We start from the raw sequence: 20,065 nt of genomic DNA on the forward strand, positions 1-20,065 counted from the left end.
CTACGGAATCAGCGCCCGATTCTTCTGTAGAGCCGAGCCCACGCTCGGCTGCCCTTGGCTGGTCCAGGCAGACGCAGCCGAGCGTGGGCTCGGCTCTACAAGGCAACCCAGGCCTACCCGGGTAGAATGCGCCCATGAAGATCGCCTCGTGGAACGTCAATTCGCTCAATGTCCGCCTGCCGCACCTGGAGCAGTGGCTCAAGGATTTCGGCCCGGACATCGTCGGTATCCAGGAAACCAAGCTGGAGGACCACAAGTTCCCCGACTCTGCGCTGATCGCCGCCGGCTACCGCAGCGTGTTCGCCGGCCAGAAGACCTACAACGGCGTGGCGCTGCTGTCGCGTGAGCCTGCACAGGACGTGCAGATCGGCATTCCCGGCTTCGAGGACGAGCAGAAGCGCGTCATCGCCGGTACCTTCGGCGACCTGCGCGTGATCAACCTGTACGTGGTCAACGGCCAGGACATCGGTACCGACAAGTACGACTACAAGCTGCGCTGGCTGGAAGCGGTCCATGCCTGGATCGCCGAAGAGCTGCAGCGCCACCCGAAGCTGATCGTGATGGGCGACTTCAACATCGCCCCGGACGCACGCGACGTGCACGACCCGGCGGTGTGGAACGACAACCACATCCTGACCTCCACCGCCGAGCGCGGCGCATTGAACAAGCTGCTGCAGCTGGGCCTGCACGATGGCTTCCGCCTGCACAACGACGAGGCGGGTACCTTCAGCTGGTGGGATTACCGCGCCGCCGGCTTCCGTCGCAACCTGGGCCTGCGCATCGACCTGACCCTGGTTTCCGATGCGTTGAAGAGCGGTGCGGTGGCTTCGGGCATCGATCGCGAGCCGCGCACCTGGGAACGCCCGAGCGACCATGCGCCGGCGTGGGTACAGATCGGTTGAACGAACGGGGCCCGGCGATTGCCGGGCCCGTTCTGGAACATCGGCCGGCCAGCGGCCGGCACTACCCCCAGATCACCGTATGCTCTTGCGGGTGAACAGGTTGACGATCGCCAGCAGGATCACCGCACCGATCAGCGAGAACAGGAAGGTGCGGATGGTGATCGCTTCGTTGATGCCACCGCCGAACAGCCAGCCGGAAATCAGCGCGCCGACGATGCCGACCACGATGTTGAGGATGATGCCCTGCTGGGCATCGCGCTTCATGATGATGCTGGCCAGCCAGCCTACGATGCCGCCGACGATCAGCCAGATGATGATGCCCATGATCGAACCTCCGGTGGGGAACTGTGACCAGTTGACGCGCAGGGCTGTGAACCCGTCGTGCAATTGCGTGACGGGCGCGTGCGGATGAGCCTGCCAGCCACCCTCGATGGCCCGTGGCGCTTCGGCCCGGTGACGGTCTGGCGGCGTCCGCACGTGCCGGGCCAGCGCGGTGAACCGCAGGCGCGGCAGGTGCTGGCACAGGCATTGGGTGCCGACCCGGAGACGCTGCCGCTGGTCCGCGATGACAAGGGCCGGCCGGAACTGAGCGGCGCACTGGCCCACTACGGCACCGGCTGGAGCCACAGCGGCGAGGTGCTGCTGGTGGCGCTGGGCGAAGGTGTGCGGCTGGGCGTGGACCTGGAGCTGCTGCGGCCGCGGGCCCGCCTGCTGGAGATCGTGCAGCGCTTCTTCCACCCCGAGGAGGTGGCCTGGCTGGAAAGCCTGGACGAGGCCGGGCGCGAGCACTGGTTCTTCCGCGTGTGGTGCATCAAGGAGGCCATCCTGAAGGCGCATGGACAGGGCATCTCGTTCGGCCTGCACCGCCTGCAGCTGGCGCCGGGGGCCGATGGCGCCCTGCACCTGCGCTGGTGCGACCCGGAACTGGGCGAGGCCGCGCGCTGGCACCTGCACGAGTGGCAGGCCAGCGGCCAGTTCCGTGCGGCATTGGCCTGGTATCCGCACTGAAGCGGGGAATCAGCGCGCAAAACCGGCGATAATGCCGGCATGAGCGAACACCCACTTCCCGCCAGCGTGGCCGCCACGCTGGAACAGGGCCTGGCCAGCATGGGCCTGGACGCCGCACTGGCGCCGCCGCTGCTGCGCTACCTGGCCCTGCTGCACCGCTGGAACGGCACCTACAACCTCACCGCCATCCGCGATCCGCAGGAGATGGTCACCCGCCACCTGCTCGACTCGCTGGCGATGCAGCGGTTCGTGGCTGATGGCAGCCTGGCCGACCTCGGCACCGGCCCCGGGTTGCCTGGCATCCCGCTGGCGATCGCCTGCCCGGGCCTGCAGGTCACCCTGGTCGAGAGCAACGGCAAGAAGGCGCGCTTCATGCGCGAGGCCGTGCGCCAGCTGGGTCTGGACAATGCCCGCGTGGCCGAATCGCGCGCCGAGGCGCTGGACGAGGCCGGCCGCTACGACCAGCTGACCGCGCGCGCGATGGACACCCTGGCCGGTATCGTCCGCGTTGGTGGCCACCTGCTGCGCCCCGGCGGCGTACTGCTGGCCATGAAGGGCGTCTACCCGCATGAGGAGATCGCGGACCTGCCGGCTGGCTGGCAGGTGCGTGAGGTGACCCCGTTGAGCGTGCCCGGCCTGGCCGGCGAACGCCACCTGGTCACGGTTACAGGCCCCTGATTCCCGCCGCCAGCCCTTTGTGGAACAACGGGTTGGCGATTCACGATTTCCGCAAGGGGCCGGTTGTACGCATAATGACCGGTCCCAGCACACGTCGACGAGGCACACCCGCATGGCCCGCATCATCGCCATCGCCAACCAGAAGGGTGGCGTCGGCAAGACCACGACCGCCGTCAACCTGGCCGCTTCCCTGGCCAACGCACCCAAGCGCGTGCTGTTGGTCGACCTGGATTCGCAGGGCAACGCGACCATGGGCAGTGGCGTGGACAAGCGTGAGCTGGCCGCTTCCACCTACGATCTGCTGCTGGGCGAGTCCAGCGCCGCCGACGTGCGCGTGCAGACCGCCGAAGGCTACGACCTGCTGCCCGGCAACATCGACCTGACCGCCGCCGAGATCCAGCTGATGGCGCAGAGCGAGCGCGAGCAGCGGCTGAAGCGCGCGCTGGCACCAATCCGCGACGAGTACGACTACATCCTGATCGACTGCCCGCCGGCGCTGTCGCTGCTGACGCTCAACGCGCTGGCCGCCGCCGATTCGGTGATCGTGCCGATGCAGTGTGAGTACTACGCGCTGGAAGGCCTGAGCGCGCTGGTGGAAACCATCGATGCGCTGCGTGCCAACCTTAACCCGGCGCTGGAGATCGAAGGCGTGCTGCGCACCATGTTCGACGTGCGCAACAACCTGGCCAACGCGGTCTCGGCCGAGCTCACCGAGCACTTCGGCGACCGCGTGTTCCGCACCATCGTGCCGCGCAACGTGCGCCTGGCCGAGGCGCCCAGCCATGGCCAGAGCATCGTCGGCTATGACCGCGCCTCGCGCGGTGGCGTGGCCTACCTGGGCCTGGCCGGCGAGATCATCCGCCGCAACAACGAACGCAACAAGGCCACCAAGGCCGTGGAGACCGTCTGATGACCAGCAGCAAGCCGGCAGCCAAGAAGCGAGGCCTCGGCCGTGGCCTGGATGCGCTGCTGGGCCCGAAAGGCGCGGTCAGTCAGGTGCAGGCCACCACCGCGGTGATCGAGCCGCTGCCGGGTGAAGTGCTGCGCAAGCTGGCCGTGGGCCAGTTGCAGCCGGGCAAGTACCAGCCGCGCCGCGAGATGGACGAGGGCAAGCTGTCCGAGCTGGCCGACTCGATCAAGTCGCAGGGCGTGATCCAGCCGATCCTGGTGCGCCAGCTGCCCGCCGGCAACTACGAAATCGTCGCCGGTGAGCGCCGCTGGCGCGCATCGCAGCTGGCCGGCCTGGACGAAGTGCCGGTGGTGGTGCGCGAGCTGGAAGACCGCACCGTCATTGCGATGGCGCTGATCGAGAACATCCAGCGCGAAGACCTCAACCCGCTGGAAGAAGCCGAGGCGCTGCAGCGCCTGATCAGCGAATTCACCCTGACCCATGCCGAGGCCGCCGAGGCCGTCGGCCGCTCGCGCGCGGCGGTGTCCAACCTGTTGCGCCTGCTGGAGCTGCCGGTGGCGATCCGCCTGCTGCTGGAAACCCGCCGCCTGGAAATGGGCCACGCCCGCGCGCTGCTGACCCTGGCCCCCGAGCTGGCCGGCAAGCTGGCGCAGGAAGCGGCCGATGAAGGCTGGTCGGTGCGCGAGGTCGAGCGCCGTGCGCAGGCCTTCGCCGCCGGCAAGGTGCCGAGCAATCGCCCGGTCGCCACGCCGAAGGTGCAGCAGGCCGACATCGCCTCGCTGGAAACCGAACTGTCCGAAACGCTGGGCGCCAAGGTGGCGATCAGCCACGGCCGGGGTGGCAAGGGCAAGCTGATCATCCACTACACCGACCTGGATACCCTGGACGGCGTGCTGGAAAAGCTGCGTACGCGCCACGGCTGAGCCCGGCGCAGCGCCAAGGGATGCGGCCTGTTCCTGCCGCGTCCTGCAGGTGACAGGGAACGCACCGCCGCGCGCGCCGGGGGATGCATCGCTCTCCGGTCCGTGGCCTCATCCAGGGAGCAGGACATGAGCAACACATTCGACGACGTCAGCCCGGGCGGCAGCCCGATCATGGTGCACAGCCGCCAGAAGGACTTCACCCCGCCACAGGGCGAAGAACACATCGAGGCGATCGGCGCGCACATCGAGCGCCATCTGGGTCCGGTGTCCGGTGTCTTCCACGAGATCATCTCCGACCTGGTGCACATCGACGTGCACGTGGTACCGGCCACTGACCAGTGTCCGTACCTGCGACTGGTCACCTCCGGCATGAGCGACCTGCCGATGACCGTGCCCGCCGAGGTGGACGCGGACGTGCCCCGCTACATGGAACTGATGGTGACCCTGCCGGCTGACTGGCCGATCTCGCAGGATGCCTTCGAGGACGAACGCAATTACTGGCCGGTGCGCCTGCTGAAGGGCATGGCGCGGCTGCCGCACGAGTACGACACCTGGCTGGGCTTCGGCCACACCATTCCCAACGGCCACCCCAGCGAGCCCTACGCGCAGGGCGTGGGCTTCGACGGTGCCATTGTGCTGCCGCCGGTGACGACCCCGGAGGACTTCGCCACGCTGGAACTGGACGACGGCAAGACCATCAGCTTCATGGCCCTGGTTCCGCTGTATCCGGAAGAGATGGATCTGAAGCTGAAGAAGGGCGCCGAGGCGCTGCTCGACCGCTTCGATGCGAAGAAGATCCAGGACGTGATCGAACCCGGCCGCGCCAATGTGGCCAAGAAGCGTTTCGGGCTGTTCTGAGCCCGCAGCGTATCCTCTGCACCTGTACTCATTGATTTCCAGGCAACTGCCATGACCATCCTGCTCACCGGCGCTGCCGGCTTCATCGGTGCCTACACCGCCCGCGCGCTGCTGGAGGCGGGCCAGCCGGTGGTCGGCCTGGACAACTTCAACGACTACTACGATCCGCAGATCAAGCGCGACCGTGTGGCAGCGCTGTGCCCGGCGCTGGACCTGCGCACCCTGGACCTGACCGACCAGCAGGGCTTGGCGGCACTGTTCGACGAAGTGAAGCCGACCGCGGTGATCCATCTGGCCGCGCAGGCCGGCGTGCGCTATTCGCTGGAAAACCCGCATGCCTACGTCGACAGCAACCTGGTCGGCTTCGTCAACATGCTCGAGCTGTGTCGCCACCGTGGCGTGCAACACCTGGTCTATGCCTCCAGCAGTTCGGTCTACGGCGATTCGGCCACGCCGCCGTTCTCCGAGGACCAGCGCGTGGACCAGCCGCGCTCGCTGTACGCGGCGACCAAGGCGGCCAACGAGCTGATGGCCTACACCTACGCGCAGCTTTACGGCCTGCATGCCACCGGCCTGCGCTTCTTCACCGTGTATGGCCCGTGGGGCCGGCCGGACATGGCGCCGCTGCTGTTCTCGCGCGCGGTGCTGGCGGGGCGGCCGATCGACGTGTTCAACGAAGGCCGCATGCAGCGCGATTTCACACATGTCTCCGACATCGTGTCGGGTATTCTCGGCGCGCTCGCGCATCCGGCCGATGGTCCGGTACCGCACCGGGTGTTCAACCTCGGCAACCATACGCCGGTCGAGCTGGAGCGCTTCATCAGCGTGATCGAGCAGGCGGCCGGCCGCCCCGCGCAGAAGGTCTACAAGCCCATGCAGCCCGGCGACATGGTACGCACGATGGCCGACACCCGGCGCGCCCATGACGCATTCGGCTTCGATGCGGTGACCCCGATCGAAGAAGGGTTGCCCCCCGTCGTGCAGTGGTGCCGCGAGTACTTTGGTGATCGCGCCTGAGGAGGGATCCTCACACAGCCGGATTCATCTTCGGATAACCTCGGCTTCGGAGAATGCGCGGTCTTTGTCCCCCTTTGGCCGAGTGCCTTATGAGCCAACCCGAGCTTTCCGTTGTCGTCCCGGTATTCAACGAGCGCGACAATGTCGCCCCGCTGGTTGCCGAAATCACCGCTGCACTGCGCGGGCGGCTGCCGTTCGAGATCGTCTACATCGACGATCACTCGCGCGATGACACCCTGTCTGTGCTGCAGGGCCTGAAGGCGACCACGCCGGAACTGCGGGTGCTGCACCACGTGAACCAGAGCGGGCAGAGCACCGCCGTGCGCACCGGCGTCAAGCACGCACGGGCGCCCTGGATCGCCACCCTCGATGGTGACGGCCAGAACGATCCGGCCGATATTCCGAAACTGCTGGCCGCGCGCGATGCCGCCGAGGCGCAGGTGAAGCTGTTCGCCGGCTGGCGTGTCAACCGCCAGGACAGCGGCAGCAAGCGCTGGGCCAGCAAGTGGGCCAACGCCATCCGTGCACGCATGCTGCGCGACGATACGCCCGATACCGGCTGCGGCATCAAGCTGTTCGAGCGCAGCGCGTTCCTCGACCTGCCGTACTTCGACCACATGCACCGCTACTTGCCGGCGCTGATGCAGCGTGCTGGCTGGAAGACCACCAGCGTGCCGGTCAACCACCGCCACCGTACCGCCGGCGTGTCCAAGTACAACAATCTGGGCCGCGCGCTGGTCGGCATTCGTGATCTGCGCGGCGTGGCCTGGCTGATCACCCGCAGCAAGCGCACTGCGGTGGAAGAGCGGTGATGGGGCTGGAACTGCACTGGCTCGACCAGCCGCTGACCTGGCTGTACTGGACCGGCCTGCATGTGACCGGCTGGAAGCTGATCGGCTATACCGGCGCGCTGATGTTCGGTGGCCGCTGGCTGGTCCAGTTCATCGCGTCCAAGCGTGCGGGCAAGCCGGTGATCCCGCGGCTGTTCTGGTACATGAGCGTGGTCGGCAGCCTGATGACGCTGAGCTACTTCCTGTTCTCGGCCAAGCAGGACTCGGTGGGCGTGCTGCAGAACCTGTTCCCGGCGTTCACCGCGCTGTACAGCCTGCAGCTGGACATCAAGCACCGGGGCTGGAAGCGGGACAAGGCCAGCCACTAGGTCTCCGGTAGATGCCGACCTTGGTCGGCGCTGGGTTTGGGGCCAACCCAGGTTGGCCGCTACCGGGGCCCCGGTCCGCGGCGCAGGCAGGACCTTCGTCCCATGCCACGGACGGTGAGCGGTGCCATGATCGGGGTCTGCCTTCCCGGGAACCTGTGCTCGTGAAAACCCGTCTTGCCGTTGCCCTGCTGATCGCCCTGTCCGCCCCTGCCGTGGCCCTGGCCGCGCCGCCCGCCACCGCCGCACCGGCCAGCGTGGCCACCGAATCGCCCGCCGATGCCGCCTTCCGCGCGCTGTACGAGAAGGAATGGAAGTGGCGCCAGGATGGCGGCGGCGAGGCCAGCGAGGACGAAGACGCTCCGGCCAACGCCACCCGCATGCCCGACGTCGGCCCGGCCGCGCAGCAGGCGCGCCTGAAGGTGTGGGACGAGACCCTCGCCGCGCTGAAGAAGATCGATCCGAAGACCCTGTCGCCCGACAACCAGGTCAACTACGCGATCTACCACGACCAGGTGTTCAACCTGGCCGAAGAGACGCGCCTGCGTGGCTACGAGATGCCGTTCAACGCCGACTCCTCGTTCTGGTCCAACCTGTCCTTCATGGCCCGGCGCGAGATGAAGACCGTGCAGGACTACCAGAACTACATCGCACGGCTGAACGATGTGCCGCGCTACTTCGGCCAGCAGACCGACAACATGCGCGCCGGCCTGAAGCGTGGCTTCAGCGTGCCGCGTGCGGTGCTCGATGGCCGCGAGGTCTCCATCGCCACCGTCGCCGAACTGAAGGACCCGACCGAGTCGCCGCTGTACGCACCGTTCAAGAAGCTGCCCAACACCGTTCCGGCGGCCGAACAGGCCAAACTGCAGGCGCAGGCGCGTGAAGCGATCAGTGGCAAGGTGGTGCCCGCGTTCCAGCAGCTGCGCACCTTCTTCGTCAACGAATACGTGCCTCAGGCGCGTACCACCCTGGCCGCCGAAGCGATGCCCGACGGCAAGGCGTACTACAAGCAGCAGATCCACGAATACACCACGCTGGACCTGTCGCCGGACGAGATCCACCGCATCGGCCTGGATGAAGTCGCACGCATCCAGAAGGAAATGAACGACATCATCAAGCAGGTGAAGTTCAAGGGCAGCTTCGCCGAGTTCCTGACCTTCCTGCGTACCGACCCGCAGTTCTACGCCAAGACGCCGGAAGAGCTGCTGTCGCGTGCCGCGTGGATCTCCAAGCGCGCCGATGGCCAGCTTGGCAAGTACATGACGCTGCCACGCGCCCGCTTCACCATCGTGCCGGTGCCGCCGGACATTGCGCCGTTCTGGACCGCCGGCCGCGGTGGCATGGGCACCTACTGGCTCAACACCTACAACCTGCCGTCGCGCCCGCTGTACAACCTGCCGGCACTGACCCTGCATGAGTCCGATCCGGGCCACGCGTTGCAGGGCGCCATCGCCGCCGAGCAGAAGAACCTGCCCGAGTTCCGCCGCAACGCCTACATCTCCGCCTATGGCGAAGGCTGGGCGCTGTACTGCGAGAAGCTGGGCGTGGAAATGGGCATCTATGAAACCCCGTACGAGGATTTCGGCCGCCTGACCTACGAGATGTGGCGTGCTGCGCGCCTGGTGATCGACACCGGCGTGCACAGCAAGGGCTGGACCCGCGAGCAGGCGTTGGCCTACCTGCGTGACCACACCGCGCTGAGCGAGCATGAAGTGACCACCGAAGTGGACCGCTACATTTCCTGGCCGGGCCAGGCGCTGAGCTACAAGCTGGGCGAGATCGCCATCGTGCGCCTGCGTGCGCAGGCCGAGAAGGAGCTGGGCGACAAGTTCGACATCAAGGGTTTCCACGACACCCTGCTCAAGCAGGGCTCGGTGCCGCTGCCGGTGCTGGAACAGCAGATCCAGGCCTACATCGCCGAACGCAAGAAGGCCTGACCGTCGTGTGATCGGGTCAGAGCCCCGCCCGAAGGGCGGGGCTCCGACCCCCTCTCACCTCACCCCACCGCCCGCGGCTTGGCCACGCGCGCGGCAAACGTCGGCAGCACCAGCAGGGTCAGCACGGTGGCGGTGATCAGGCCACCGATCACCACCGTCGCCAGCGGCTTCTGCACCTCCGCGCCGGAACCACTGGCAATCGCCATCGGAATGAAGCCGACGATCGCCACCAGCGCCGTGGTCAACACCGCGCGGATGCGGCTGGAGGCACCGTTGATCGCCGCCTGCAGCGGCAGGTCGCCGGCATCCAGGCGTTCGCGGATCGCCTGCATCAACACCAGGCCGTTCAAGGTCGCCACGCCGGAGACGGCGATGAAGCCAACCGCCGCCGATACCGAGAACGGCATGCCACGCAGCAGCAGCGCGAGGATGCCGCCGACCAGCGCCAACGGCACGCAGCTGAACACCAGAATGGCTTCCTTGCCGCTGCGCAGGGCCATGAACAGCAGGCTGCCGATCAGCAGGAACACCACCGGCACTACCGTCGCCAGCCGCTGCTCCGCGCGCTGCAGGTTCTCGAACTGGCCACCCCAGGTCAGGTAGGCACCCGGCGGCAGTGCCACGTCGGCGACGGCGGCCTGCGCCTCGCCGACGAAGCCACCGAGGTCGCGGCCACGCACATTGGCCTGCACCACCACACGGCGGCTGCCGTTGTTGCGGCTGATCTGGTTCGGCCCTTCGCTCACCGTGATGCGCGCCACCGACGACAGCGGAATCACCAGCCCTGACGGCGTGGCGATCGGCAGTGACGCGAGCTGGTCCGGATCGTTGCGCGAGGCATCGTCCAGGCGCACCACCACGTTGAAGCGGCGATCACCTTCGAAGATCTTGCCGGCCGCAGTACCGCCAATGCCGGTGGACAGCGCATCACTCACGTCCGCGGCGGTCAGCCCGTACTGCGCCGCCGCCACGTGGTCGATCGCTACGTTGAGCGTAGGCAGGCCGGAGATCTGTTCCACCCGCACGTCGGCCGCGCCGTTCACCGCACGCAGCTTCAACGCCACCTGGTCGGCCACCTTCTGCAGCTGGCTGAAGTCATCGCCGAAGATCATCACCGCCAGGTCGGTACGCACGCCGGAGATCAGCTCGTTGAAGCGCAGTTCGATCGGCTGGCTGAACTCGAAGCTGTTGCCCAGCTGCTGCCCGGCCAGTTTCTCGAAGCGTGCCACCAGGGCTTCCTTGTCCAGCTTCGGATCGGGCCAGTCCTTGCGCGGCTTCAGCACGATCACGCTGTCGGAGATGTTGGTCGGCATCGGATCGATCGCCGCCTCGGCGGTACCGGTACGCGAGAACACCGTCTCCACTTCCGGCTGCTTGGCAATCACCTTCTCCAACGCCAGTTGCATGGCCAGTGACTGCTCCAGCGACGTCGATGGCACGCGCAGGGCCTGCATCGCCACGTTGCCTTCGTCCAGCGTCGGCATGAACTCACGGCCCAGCAGCGAGAACGAGCCGATGCCCACCACCACCATCATCACCGCACCGGCCACCACCGTGCGCGGATGCGCCACGGCCTTGCGGATCACCGGCTCGATGCGCGCACGCAGTACACGGATCAGCTTGGTTTCGTGCTCGCCATCATCGCTGTGTGCCTCGCCGTCCTTCAGCTTCGGCTCGCGCACCAGCAGTGCGGCCATCGCCGGCACGAAGGTGAAAGAGAAGAGGAAGGCACCGACCAGGGCCAGCATGAAGGTCGCCGCCATCGGGTGGAACGTCTTGCCCTCCACGCCTTCCAGGGTGAGGATCGGCGCGAACACCAGCAGGATGATCAGCTGGCCGAACGCCGCCGGGCGCGCCATCTTCAGCGCCGAATCGGCGGCCACGCGCAGGCGTTCCATCGCGGTCAGCGCACGGCCCAGTTCGGCGCGGCGCTGGCCCAGCATCAGCAGGGTCGACTCGACCACGATCACCGCACCGTCCACCAGGATGCCGAAGTCCAGCGCACCCAGGCTCATCAGGTTGCCGCTGATGCCGAAGCGGTTCATGCCGATCACTGCGAACAGGAACGACAGCGGGATCACCAGCGCGGTGATCGTCGCCGCACGCAGGTTGCCCAGCAGCAGGAACAGCACCACCACCACCAGCAGTGCGCCCTCGGTGAGGTTCCTGGCCACGGTCTTGATGGTGGAATTGACCAGCACGCTGCGGTCCAGCACCGGTGCCGCCACGATGTCGGCCGGCAGCGATTTGTTCACCTGTTCCAGGCGCGCCGCAGCTGCCTGCGCCACGGTGCGGCTGTTGCCACCGGCGATCATCAGCGCGGTACCCAGCACGGCTTCATGGCCATTGCGGCTGGCCGCACCCAGGCGCGGCGCGCGGCTCAGGTCGACGTCGGCCACATCGGCCACGCGCACCACCACGCCATTGCGGGTGGCCACCGGCGCCTGCGCCAGGTCGTCGGTGGTCAGCGCCAGGCCGTCGGCACGTACCACCAGGCCCTCGCCGGCACGCTGCACGAAACCGGCACCGGCCTGCACGTTGGAACGCTGCAGGGCAGTGACCAGGTCGGCCAGGCCGAGGCCGTGCGCGGCCAGTTTGGCGCTGTCCGGATGCACGCCGTACTCCTTGACGTAGCCGCCAACCGTATCGACGCCGGCCAGCCCCGGACTGGAACGCATCTGCGGCGCGATGATCCAGTCCTGCACGGTGCGCAGGTAGGTCGCGCGTTCCTCCGGCGTGCGCAGCAGGTTGCCTTCCGGTGTGCGGTAGACCTCACCGGCCTGCCAGCCGGCTTCACCGGGCTTGGCCAGCTTGGCTGGGTCGAACGTGGTGAAGTCCACCGTCCACATCAGCACTTCACCGAGGCCGGTGGTGACCGGCGACAGCATCGGTGATGCACCATCGGGCAGGTCTTCCGACGCTTCGCGCATGCGCTCGGCTACCTGCTGGCGGGCGAAGTAGATGTCGGTGGCATCGGTGAAGATCGCGGTGACCTGCGAGAAGCCATTGCGCGACAGCGAACGCGTGGTGGTCAGGCCGGGAATGCCGGCCAGCGCGGTTTCCAGCGGGTAGGTCACCTGCCGCTCGATCTGCTCCGGGGTCAGCGCCGGCGCCACCGTGTTGATCTGCACCTGGCGATTGGTGATGTCCGGCACCGCGTCGATCGGCAGCTTGCCGAGCTGGAACAGGCCCACGGCGGCGATCAGCGCGGCCATGAACACCACCAGCCAGCGGTGGCGCACCGCTGTTTCAATGATCAGCTTGAACATGGTCGCCTCCTCAGTGGCCGTGCTCGGCTTCGCCCTTGGCCAGTTCGGCCTTGAGCAGGAAGGCGTTGGCACCGACGATGCGTTCGTTGCCGGTCAGGCCCCCGAGGATCTCGATACGGTCGCCGGCGCGACGCCCGGCCAGGACCGGCTGCGCCTTGAAGCCGCCTTCGACGGCGACGAACACCACACTGCTGCCATCGACGTTCTGCACCGCATCGGCGGGCACGCTGAGCGAGCCGTCCTGACCTTCGGTGACCACCACGGCCGACACCGGCGAACCGGCCGGCGGCAGCGACGCATCCACTGGCGTGGCGCGGATCACCGCGACGCCGCCCTGCTGGCGGACATCGGCGGCCGAGCCGGTGACGGTGGCGGTGAAGCTGCCCCCCGGCACACTCACTTCCAGCTTCATGCCCGGCGTGACCTGCGCGGCCAGCGCCGGCGGTGCGGTGAACACCAGCTCGTTCATCGACGGGTCGGCGACATCGGCGACTGCGCTGCCGGCAGCGACCACACCACCCGGGGTGACCTGCACGTTGCCGACGATGCCGGCCACCGGGCTGGTGATGCGCACGCGGCCACTGGCATCGGGCGCACCGTTGGCGGCGGCCTGCGCTTGCGCGGCGGCGGCCTGGGCCTGTGCCGCGAGCGAGCGTGCGCGCGAGGCTTCCATTTCCTGGCGCGCGACCACGCCCTGGTCGACCAGCGCCTTGTCGCGGCCATAGGCCAGGCGCGCAGCCTCGGCTTCGGCCGAGGCGGCCAGCGCATTGGCGCGGAACACCGCCGCTTCGCCACTGACCACGATGGCCAAGGCCTGGTTCTGCTTCACTGCGGTGCCCGGTGCGACCAGCACGCGTTCGACGCGGCCGGTCACGGTCGACGCCACCGAGGCACGTGCGCCCACCGACGGCTCGACGCGGCCGGACAGGCGCGTCGAGCCACCGCCACCGCGGCCGATGGCGACCACCTCGATACCGGACGCCTTGATCTGCTCCGGGGTCAGCGGCACCACGCCTTCATCGGCGTCAGCCGGCGCCTTGGCGGCTTCCGCCTTGGCTTCCTTGCTGTCGGTCGCGTGGCCATGGCCATCGTCGGTGCCCGCCTTGGCCGCGGCGGGGTCTTCATTTGCAGGTGTCTGCGCGTTGCCTGCGCAGCCGGCCAGCAGCACGGTCAGCAGCACGCCGCCGATCAGCGGGAAGGTACGGGAGAGAGTCATGGGGCCTCCACAAAAGGTGCGCGCCCTTCAAGGCGGGCAAGATCGATTTCCGCGCCGACGCGCGACAGGCGCGCATCCACGGCGGCGCCGCGGGCGGCGATGAGGGCGCTGCGCGTGCTGCGCAGTTCCAGCTGCGAGATGCGTCCGGCGTCGAAGCCGATGCGTGCAAGGCGGTAGGCCTCTTCGGCGGCGACCACGCTTTCATCGGCGGCACGGGTGCGGCTGCCGGCCGCCTTTAGCCCGGCCACGGCGGACAGGCGTGCGGCCTCGCTGTCGCGGCGCTGCTGGTCCAGGCGTGCCTCGGCCGCGCGCTGGTCGGCATTGGCGGCGCGGATGCCACCGCGGTTACGGTCGAACAGCGGGATGCTGAGGCTGAGCCCGAGGTTGTAGGCACGCTCGCCGCCTTCGCGGAAGCGGGTCTGTGCGGCGGTGACGCTGAGGTCGGGCAGGGCGCGCTTGCGCTCCACGTCGACCAGCTTGCCCGCCGCATCGGCTTCGGCTTCGGCAATGCGCACTGCCAGTGCGGTATCGGTGGCACCGCGCGGCAGCGGCGGTGCGCGGTCGAGCAGGCTGTTGTCGATCGACTGCACCGGCGCATCCAGCAGCGCGGTGCCGGCCAGGCGGGCCAGCGCGGCATCGCGGAACGCCTGTGCTTCATCCAGCGACGCCATGGCATTGGCTACTTCGCTCTGCGCTTGCACCGCGCGCAGCTGTGGTTCGCGGCCCTGCTTGACCATGGCGTTGACGGCGTTGGCGTCATCGCGGGTCAGTGACAGTGCTTCCTCGGCCAGGGTGTAGCGGCGCAGTGCACTTTCCGCCTGTGCATAGACCACCGCCAGCTGGCTGGCCACGTCGCTGCGACTCTGCGCGCCACGCAGGTTGGCCGCCTGGGCCTCGGCACGGGCGGCACGAACGCGCGCGCCACGCTGGCCCCAGACCTCCAGCGGCTGGGACAGGGTGAGTACGGTGTCGGCCTTGCCCATGCCGCGGTAGGTGCCGGAGCCCCAGGCGTTTTCGGCCGACCAGGAAAGGGAGGGATTGGGTAGCGCACGGGCCTGGTCGGCGCGCGCATCGGCGGCCTCGGCCAGTGCCGTGCCCACACGAGTGCCGGGCAGCTGGTCCAGGCGTTCAAGCAGGGTGTCGTAGGAGGGGGCGGCTTGCGCCATCACCGATGCCGCCGGGGCCAGGCCCAGCAACACGGCGACGACCAGCCCGGCCGCACGCGGCGACCGAGGTGTCAGGATCGACATAGGGGGATTCCGGTTGTGAGTGAAACGGGAGCCCGCAATCGCGGGACGCGCTCAACTCACGCCCGGGGTGGACGCGTCAATTCATCCTGGGCGACCGCATAGGTCGCCGCATCGCCCGCACTCATCCAGCGCGCCGGCAGTGGCGCCCCGAAGGCGGCGATCGTGTGCGCCGGCAGGCTCAGGTTGGAGTGGTGGCAGTGGTTGTGGCCACAGGCACCGACATGCTTGCCGTCGGTATCGCCATCGGCATCCGGTGCGGATTCCACATGCACCGTGCTGGCATGCGGTTCCACCGTGCACGCCAGGGCATCGGCCACCGGCACGACCACGAATGCCGCCATCAGCAGCATCAGCAGGGTCGAACGGAGGTGGCGGGTGATCCAGCGCATGAAGGGGAGGCTAGCAAGCGGTTTTCGCCGGATACAATATCAATGGCCGCTTCGGGAATACGTCGGAACCTCCCGTTCAGGTGGGCGGCCTGGGGCCTTCTGCCCTGGCGGGTGCAGACCTTGGCCGGCACGCTTTTCGGCCCGTGGGGTCGGACACCGGGCTGCGCGTCTGTAGAGCCGAGCCTACGCTCGGCTGCTTTCGCACGACCAGCTGAGCATGGGCTCGGTCACGGCAGCTTCGCGATCACCTTGATCTCGAACTGGAACCCATACAGCCAGGTCACGCCGATACCGGTCAGGGTCGGGTGCGGCGCCTCGCCCCAGTACTCGGGCACGATCGCCCAGGCCTTCTCGAAGTTGGTTTCCGGATCGACCAGGAACACGGTCACGTCGATCACGTCATCGAACGTGCAGCCCGCAGCAGCCAACACCGCATTGAGATTCTCGAAGGCGCGGCGCACCTGCGTCTCGAAGTCCGGCTCGGGCGAACCGTCCTCGCGGCTGCCGACCTGGCCGGAAACGAACAGGAAGCCATCGGACCGTATCGCCGGCGAGTAGCGGTTGCGCTCGTACAGGGCCTGGCGCCCGGCGGGGAAAACGACATCACGCTGTGACATGGGGAAGATCCCGTGGGAGAGAACGCGATCCTCCTCGCGAGCGCTGTCTGGATAAACCGCGATGATCGGCCTAGATTGATTGCCAATCCCAAATAATCACGGCCGGCCATGGACCGTTTCGAGGCGATGCGGGCCTTTGCCCGGGTAGTGGAAACCGGCAGCTTCACCCGCGCCGCGCACACCCTGCAGATCAGCCGCACCACGGTTACCCAGCTGGTGCAGCAGCTGGAGGCGCACCTAAGGCTGCGCCTGCTCAACCGCACCACCCGGCGGGTCAGCGTCACCGCCGACGGCGCGGCCTATTACCCGCGCATCGCCCGCCTGCTGGCCGAACTGGACGAGGTCGAAGGCGGGCTGGGCGACGCGGCCGCCCAGCCGCGTGGCCGCCTGCGCGTAGATGTGCCAGGGCCCTACGCGCGGCTGCGGCTGGTACCGGTGCTGCCGGATTTCCAGGCGCGCTACCCGGAGATCCAGCTCGACGTCGGCGTGAGTGATCGCGAGGTCGATGTCATCGCCGACAACGTCGATTGCGTGATCCGTGGTGGCACGCCGGCCGACCCGGCGCTGGTGGCGCGGCCGCTGACTGCACTGCCGATCGGCTTCCACGCCAGTCCAGGCTATGTGCAGCGCTTCGGCATGCCGACCGACCCGCGCGCGCTGGAAGGGCCTGATCATCACATGGTCGGCTTCCTCAGCCCGCGTAGTGGCCGGGCGAGAGTGTTCAGCGCGCAGCGCGGCGAGGAGCGCGTAGAAGTGCAGGGCCGCTATACGGTTGGCTTCGATGACGGCAATGCCTATCTGGCCGCTGCGTTGGCGGGGCTTGGCGTGGTCGCGCTGCCCAGCTACATGGCCGCGCCGCACGTGGCGCGTGGCGAGCTGCTGCCGCTGCTGCAGGACTGGCAGCTGCCACCGATGCCGATGCACGTGATGTTCCCGCCGAACCGGCACATGAGCCAGCGGCTGCGGGTGTTCATTGATTGGGTGGTGGAGGTGTTGGGGTGACACACACCGGGCGTGCGAAAATCACCACAGCACGCAACAGGAAACAGCCTCACGCATGAGTCGCATCGTCGCACTGGATACCGAAACCACCGGCATCTCCCACCGCCTGGGGCACCGGGTGATCGAAATCGGTGCCGTCGAACTGATCGATGGCCAGCTCACCGGTCGCCAGTTCCACACCTACCTGCAGCCGCAGCGCAGGGTCGATTGGGGCGCACAGCGCGTGCATGGCATCAGCGATGCGATGCTGGTGGGCAAGCCACTGTTTTCCAGCAAGGCCGCCGAACTGCTGGACTTCCTGCGCGGCAGCGAGATGGTCGCGCACAACGCCACCTTCGACGTGGGCTTCCTGGACAACGAGCTGCGCCTGGCTGGCATCCCCGGCACGCTGGCCCAGCATTGCCGCATCACCTGCAGCCTGAAGCTGGCGCGTGGGCGCTGGCCCGGTCAGGGCAACAAGCTGGACGACGTGCTGCAGCGCCTGCGCATTCCAGGGACGCGTGGCGTGCATGGCGCACTGAAGGACGCCCATCTGCTGGCCCAGGTCATTCCGCACCTGCGTTAAGCCGGTCCGGCTCTACAGGGGGCCGTCGTGTTCAGCCCCGGCCTGTGGGTAACTTGCGCAAGTGCTTGAACCCGTGCATAATGCGCGGCTCGCTGTGTCCGGTTTTCTACCGGGCGGCGCCCCCGGGAGCACGTCCCCGGCCGCCCAACGCCAGCGTAACCCTTTGATTCTCTTGACGTGTGGTGGGCAACCATCGAGGCCGCCGTCTCCCGGGCTACGGGCTGACAACTACTACTACTATCGAGGTGCGCAATGTCCCGCGTATGCCAGGTTTCCGGCAAGCGAGTGCAGACGGGTAACAACGTCTCGCACGCCAACAACAAGACCCGTCGTCGTTTCCTGCCGAATCTGCACGAGCGCCGTTTCTGGGTGGCCAGCGAGAACCGCTGGGTCAAGCTTCGTGTTTCCGCGCATGCACTGCGCACCATCGACAAGAACGGCATTGATTCCGTTCTGGCTGAGCTGCGTGCGCGCGGCGAAAAGGTCTGAGGAGTAAAGCATCATGGCAGGCAAGCGCGATAAGGTCCGTATGATTTCCTCGGCCGGTACCGGCCACTTCTACACGACCGACAAGAACAAGAAGAACACCCCGGGGAAGATGGAATTCCTGAAGTACGATCCGGTCGTGCGCAAGCACGTCCTGTACAAGGAAGGCAAGATCAAGTAATCCGCAAGGATTGCTGATCCCCGCGAAGAAACCCGCCCTTGTGGCGGGTTTTTTCATGCCTGGCATCCAGGTGGTGGGTGCCGACCGTTGGTCGGCACGCTCTCCCCGCACCCGGTAGCTGTCGACCCTGGTCGACACGCTGGCTCTCTGCCGTCGGTTCGAAAGGCAGTCGAGCATGGCTCGACTCTACAAATCCTGCTGGGCAGAATGGCCCATCACCTCCCGACGGGCGACGCGATGCTGTTCGAGTGGTTGCTGGGTTCGTATCTGCTGCTGATCGACTGGCTGATCCGGCTGGTCGCGCTGTGCTGGATTCCCACCCGCACCACGCCGGGTGCGGCGCGCAGCTGGCTGCTGCTGGTCGGCTTCGTGCCGCTGCTGGGCCTGCCGCTGTATCTGCTGTTTGGCCACCCGTGGCTGTCACGCGAACGCATCCGCCGCCAGGCCGAGGCCTCGCAGGTCATCCGCGAGGAACAGGCGCTGCAGCACCGCCTGCGCTGGACCCCGCAGCCGGATACCGCAAGCGCCGAGATCGTGCCGCTGGTGCAGCGCCAGGGCGATTTCATGCCGGTGCACGGCAACGCCGTCGATCTGCTGACCGACTACGACGAATCGCTGCACACGCTGATCGCCGACATCGACCAGGCCGAAGACCGGGTGCACCTGCTGTACTACCTGATGTTCGACGACGCGGTGGGCGAGGCTATCGTCGAGGCCCTGCAGCGTGCGGCTGCACGGGGCGTGCAGTGCCGTGTGCTGCTCGACGCGGTGGGTGCCAAGCGTGGCCTGCGCGCCTATCGCAAACGCCTGGAAGCTCGCGATATCGAAGTGCGTGCGATGCTGCCCGGTGGCCTGCGCTGGCGCCGCAGCGGCCGCATGGACCTGCGCAACCACCGCAAGATCGCGGTGATCGACAACGAAGTGGCCTATGTCGGTTCGCAGAATCTGGCCGGCCCGCAGTTCGTGCCTGGCCACCCGAACCGCGAGCTGGTGGCGCGCGTGCGCGGCCCGGCGGTGGCGCATCTGGAAGCGGTGTTCGCCAGCGACTGGTACATGGAGACCGGCCAGCGCCTGGATGTGATCACCGATGTTCCCGAATGCGGCGACGACATCGCCACCCAGCTGCTGCCCAGCGGCCCGGCCTACCCGTACAGCAACGCGCGCGATGCGGTTGCGGCGCTGATTCATCTGGCGCGGCGCCGGCTGGTGATGGTCACCCCGTATTTCGTGCCCGACGAGGCCACGTTGAGCGCGCTGCGTATCGCCGCATTGTCCGGCGTGCAGGTGCAGTTGATCCTGTCGGCCAGCAACAACCAGCGGCTGACCTCGTGGGCGCAGGAGGCCTACTACGACGAGCTGCTGCGCTGTGGCGTGCGCATCGCGCTGTACGAACCGCAGTTCCTGCACGCCAAGCACATGAGCGTGGACGAGGACATCGCCGTACTCGGCTCGATCAACATGGATATCCGCTCGTTTGCGCTGAATGCTGAGATCGGCCTGATCTGCTACGACCATGCGCTGGTGAAGCAGTTGTGCGGGATCGAGGATGGCTACCTGCGTGAATCGCGGCAGCTGGATCTGCAGCAATGGCGCAAGCGTCCTGCCTGGCGGCGCAGCCGCGAGGGCATCGCACGCTTGGCCGATGCGTTGATGTAAGGCAATGCCGGCCGCCCATTCCGGCAATCCGGCCTGTCATCGCCG

At 67.5% G+C, this 20,065-nt stretch carries 21 protein-coding genes; 15 read left to right on the plus strand and 6 right to left on the minus strand.

Going from position 1 to position 20,065, the window contains the following annotated elements; all coding sequences use genetic code 11:
• Positions 1–134: 134 nt before the first annotated feature.
• Positions 135–902 (plus strand): exodeoxyribonuclease III, encoded by a 768-nt coding sequence (gene xth / locus RI032_RS09265; RefSeq protein WP_322548175.1) that lies wholly within the window; start codon positions 135–137, stop codon positions 900–902.
• Between the two features lie 72 nt (positions 903–974).
• On the opposite strand, the gene RI032_RS09270 is transcribed toward xth, so the two are convergent.
• Positions 975–1,226, minus strand: a complete 252-nt coding sequence (locus RI032_RS09270) for a GlsB/YeaQ/YmgE family stress response membrane protein (protein WP_005411656.1) — start codon at positions 1,224–1,226, stop codon at positions 975–977.
• 84 nt (positions 1,227–1,310) lie between these two features.
• On the opposite strand from RI032_RS09270, the gene RI032_RS09275 reads away from it, so the two are divergent.
• The 9 genes from RI032_RS09275 to RI032_RS09315 all read left to right on the plus strand — a co-directional run bounded on the left by RI032_RS09275 (position 1,311) and on the right by RI032_RS09315 (position 9,389).
• Positions 1,311–1,910, plus strand: a complete 600-nt coding sequence (locus RI032_RS09275) for a 4'-phosphopantetheinyl transferase family protein (RefSeq protein WP_043399636.1) — start codon at positions 1,311–1,313, stop codon at positions 1,908–1,910.
• A 39-nt stretch (positions 1,911–1,949) separates the two neighbouring features.
• Complete coding sequence (rsmG, locus tag RI032_RS09280) at positions 1,950–2,588, plus strand: 16S rRNA (guanine(527)-N(7))-methyltransferase RsmG (protein ID WP_057503013.1); 639 nt, start codon at positions 1,950–1,952, stop codon at positions 2,586–2,588.
• A 112-nt stretch (positions 2,589–2,700) separates the two neighbouring features.
• Complete coding sequence (locus RI032_RS09285; RefSeq protein ID WP_010482381.1) at positions 2,701–3,498, plus strand: ParA family protein; 798 nt, start codon at positions 2,701–2,703, stop codon at positions 3,496–3,498.
• On the plus strand, positions 3,498–4,421 hold the full coding sequence (locus RI032_RS09290; protein ID WP_312250776.1) for a ParB/RepB/Spo0J family partition protein: 924 nt from the start codon (positions 3,498–3,500) through the stop codon (positions 4,419–4,421). Before RI032_RS09285 ends, RI032_RS09290 begins: the two co-directional genes overlap by 1 nt.
• A 126-nt stretch (positions 4,422–4,547) precedes the next feature.
• Complete coding sequence (locus RI032_RS09295; RefSeq protein WP_057503012.1) at positions 4,548–5,279, plus strand: suppressor of fused domain protein; 732 nt, start codon at positions 4,548–4,550, stop codon at positions 5,277–5,279.
• A 51-nt stretch (positions 5,280–5,330) separates the two neighbouring features.
• Positions 5,331–6,296: an NAD-dependent epimerase/dehydratase family protein gene (locus RI032_RS09300; protein WP_005411650.1), complete on the plus strand. Its 966-nt coding sequence runs from the start codon at positions 5,331–5,333 to the stop codon at positions 6,294–6,296.
• An 89-nt stretch (positions 6,297–6,385) separates the two neighbouring features.
• Complete coding sequence (locus tag RI032_RS09305) at positions 6,386–7,108, plus strand: glycosyltransferase family 2 protein (RefSeq protein WP_019338305.1); 723 nt, start codon at positions 6,386–6,388, stop codon at positions 7,106–7,108.
• The gene (locus RI032_RS09310; protein WP_043399630.1) at positions 7,108–7,455 is read left to right on the plus strand and encodes a lipid-A-disaccharide synthase N-terminal domain-containing protein; all 348 of its coding nucleotides are present in this window, start codon (positions 7,108–7,110) and stop codon (positions 7,453–7,455) included. The genes RI032_RS09305 and RI032_RS09310 overlap by 1 nt, the downstream gene beginning before the upstream one ends.
• A gap of 161 nt (positions 7,456–7,616) precedes the next feature.
• Positions 7,617–9,389: a DUF885 domain-containing protein gene (locus RI032_RS09315; RefSeq protein WP_197654876.1), complete on the plus strand. Its 1,773-nt coding sequence runs from the start codon at positions 7,617–7,619 to the stop codon at positions 9,387–9,389.
• 59 nt (positions 9,390–9,448) lie between these two features.
• Here the strand turns inward: RI032_RS09315 and RI032_RS09320 are convergent, their stop codons facing one another.
• The 5 genes from RI032_RS09320 to RI032_RS09340 all read right to left on the minus strand — a co-directional run bounded on the left by RI032_RS09320 (position 9,449) and on the right by RI032_RS09340 (position 16,130).
• Positions 9,449–12,658 carry an efflux RND transporter permease subunit gene (locus tag RI032_RS09320; RefSeq protein WP_322548176.1) on the minus strand — a complete coding sequence of 1,070 codons (3,210 nt, stop codon included), beginning with the start codon at positions 12,656–12,658 and terminating at the stop codon, positions 9,449–9,451.
• Positions 12,659–12,668: 10 nt separating this feature from the next.
• Positions 12,669–13,874 carry an efflux RND transporter periplasmic adaptor subunit gene (locus tag RI032_RS09325; RefSeq protein WP_049454203.1) on the minus strand — a complete coding sequence of 402 codons (1,206 nt, stop codon included), beginning with the start codon at positions 13,872–13,874 and terminating at the stop codon, positions 12,669–12,671.
• Positions 13,871–15,124, minus strand: a complete 1,254-nt coding sequence (locus RI032_RS09330) for a TolC family protein (RefSeq protein WP_010482369.1) — start codon at positions 15,122–15,124, stop codon at positions 13,871–13,873. The genes RI032_RS09325 and RI032_RS09330 overlap by 4 nt, the downstream gene beginning before the upstream one ends.
• A gap of 56 nt (positions 15,125–15,180) precedes the next feature.
• Positions 15,181–15,513, minus strand: a complete 333-nt coding sequence (locus RI032_RS09335; protein ID WP_019337929.1) for a hypothetical protein — start codon at positions 15,511–15,513, stop codon at positions 15,181–15,183.
• A gap of 227 nt (positions 15,514–15,740) precedes the next feature.
• Positions 15,741–16,130, minus strand: a complete 390-nt coding sequence (locus tag RI032_RS09340; RefSeq protein WP_010482367.1) for a RidA family protein — start codon at positions 16,128–16,130, stop codon at positions 15,741–15,743.
• A gap of 108 nt (positions 16,131–16,238) precedes the next feature.
• Between RI032_RS09340 and RI032_RS09345 the strand changes: the two genes are divergently transcribed.
• From RI032_RS09345 to cls, 5 genes are all read left to right on the plus strand, one after another.
• The gene (locus RI032_RS09345) at positions 16,239–17,132 is read left to right on the plus strand and encodes a LysR family transcriptional regulator (protein WP_134959036.1); all 894 of its coding nucleotides are present in this window, start codon (positions 16,239–16,241) and stop codon (positions 17,130–17,132) included.
• Between the two features lie 55 nt (positions 17,133–17,187).
• Positions 17,188–17,697: a DNA polymerase III subunit epsilon gene (dnaQ, locus tag RI032_RS09350; RefSeq protein WP_134959035.1), complete on the plus strand. Its 510-nt coding sequence runs from the start codon at positions 17,188–17,190 to the stop codon at positions 17,695–17,697.
• A gap of 252 nt (positions 17,698–17,949) precedes the next feature.
• On the plus strand, positions 17,950–18,186 hold the full coding sequence (gene rpmB / locus RI032_RS09355) for a 50S ribosomal protein L28 (protein ID WP_005411638.1): 237 nt from the start codon (positions 17,950–17,952) through the stop codon (positions 18,184–18,186).
• Positions 18,187–18,196: 10 nt separating this feature from the next.
• Positions 18,197–18,364: a 50S ribosomal protein L33 gene (rpmG, locus tag RI032_RS09360; protein ID WP_169411268.1), complete on the plus strand. Its 168-nt coding sequence runs from the start codon at positions 18,197–18,199 to the stop codon at positions 18,362–18,364.
• Positions 18,365–18,601: 237 nt separating this feature from the next.
• Positions 18,602–20,020, plus strand: coding sequence for a cardiolipin synthase (gene cls, locus RI032_RS09365; RefSeq protein WP_010482360.1), 1,419 nt, complete (start codon positions 18,602–18,604; stop codon positions 20,018–20,020).
• Positions 20,021–20,065 lie beyond the last annotated feature (45 nt).

The organism is Stenotrophomonas geniculata (assembly GCF_034508895.1).
Classification (GTDB): Bacteria; Pseudomonadota; Gammaproteobacteria; order Xanthomonadales; family Xanthomonadaceae; genus Stenotrophomonas; species Stenotrophomonas geniculata.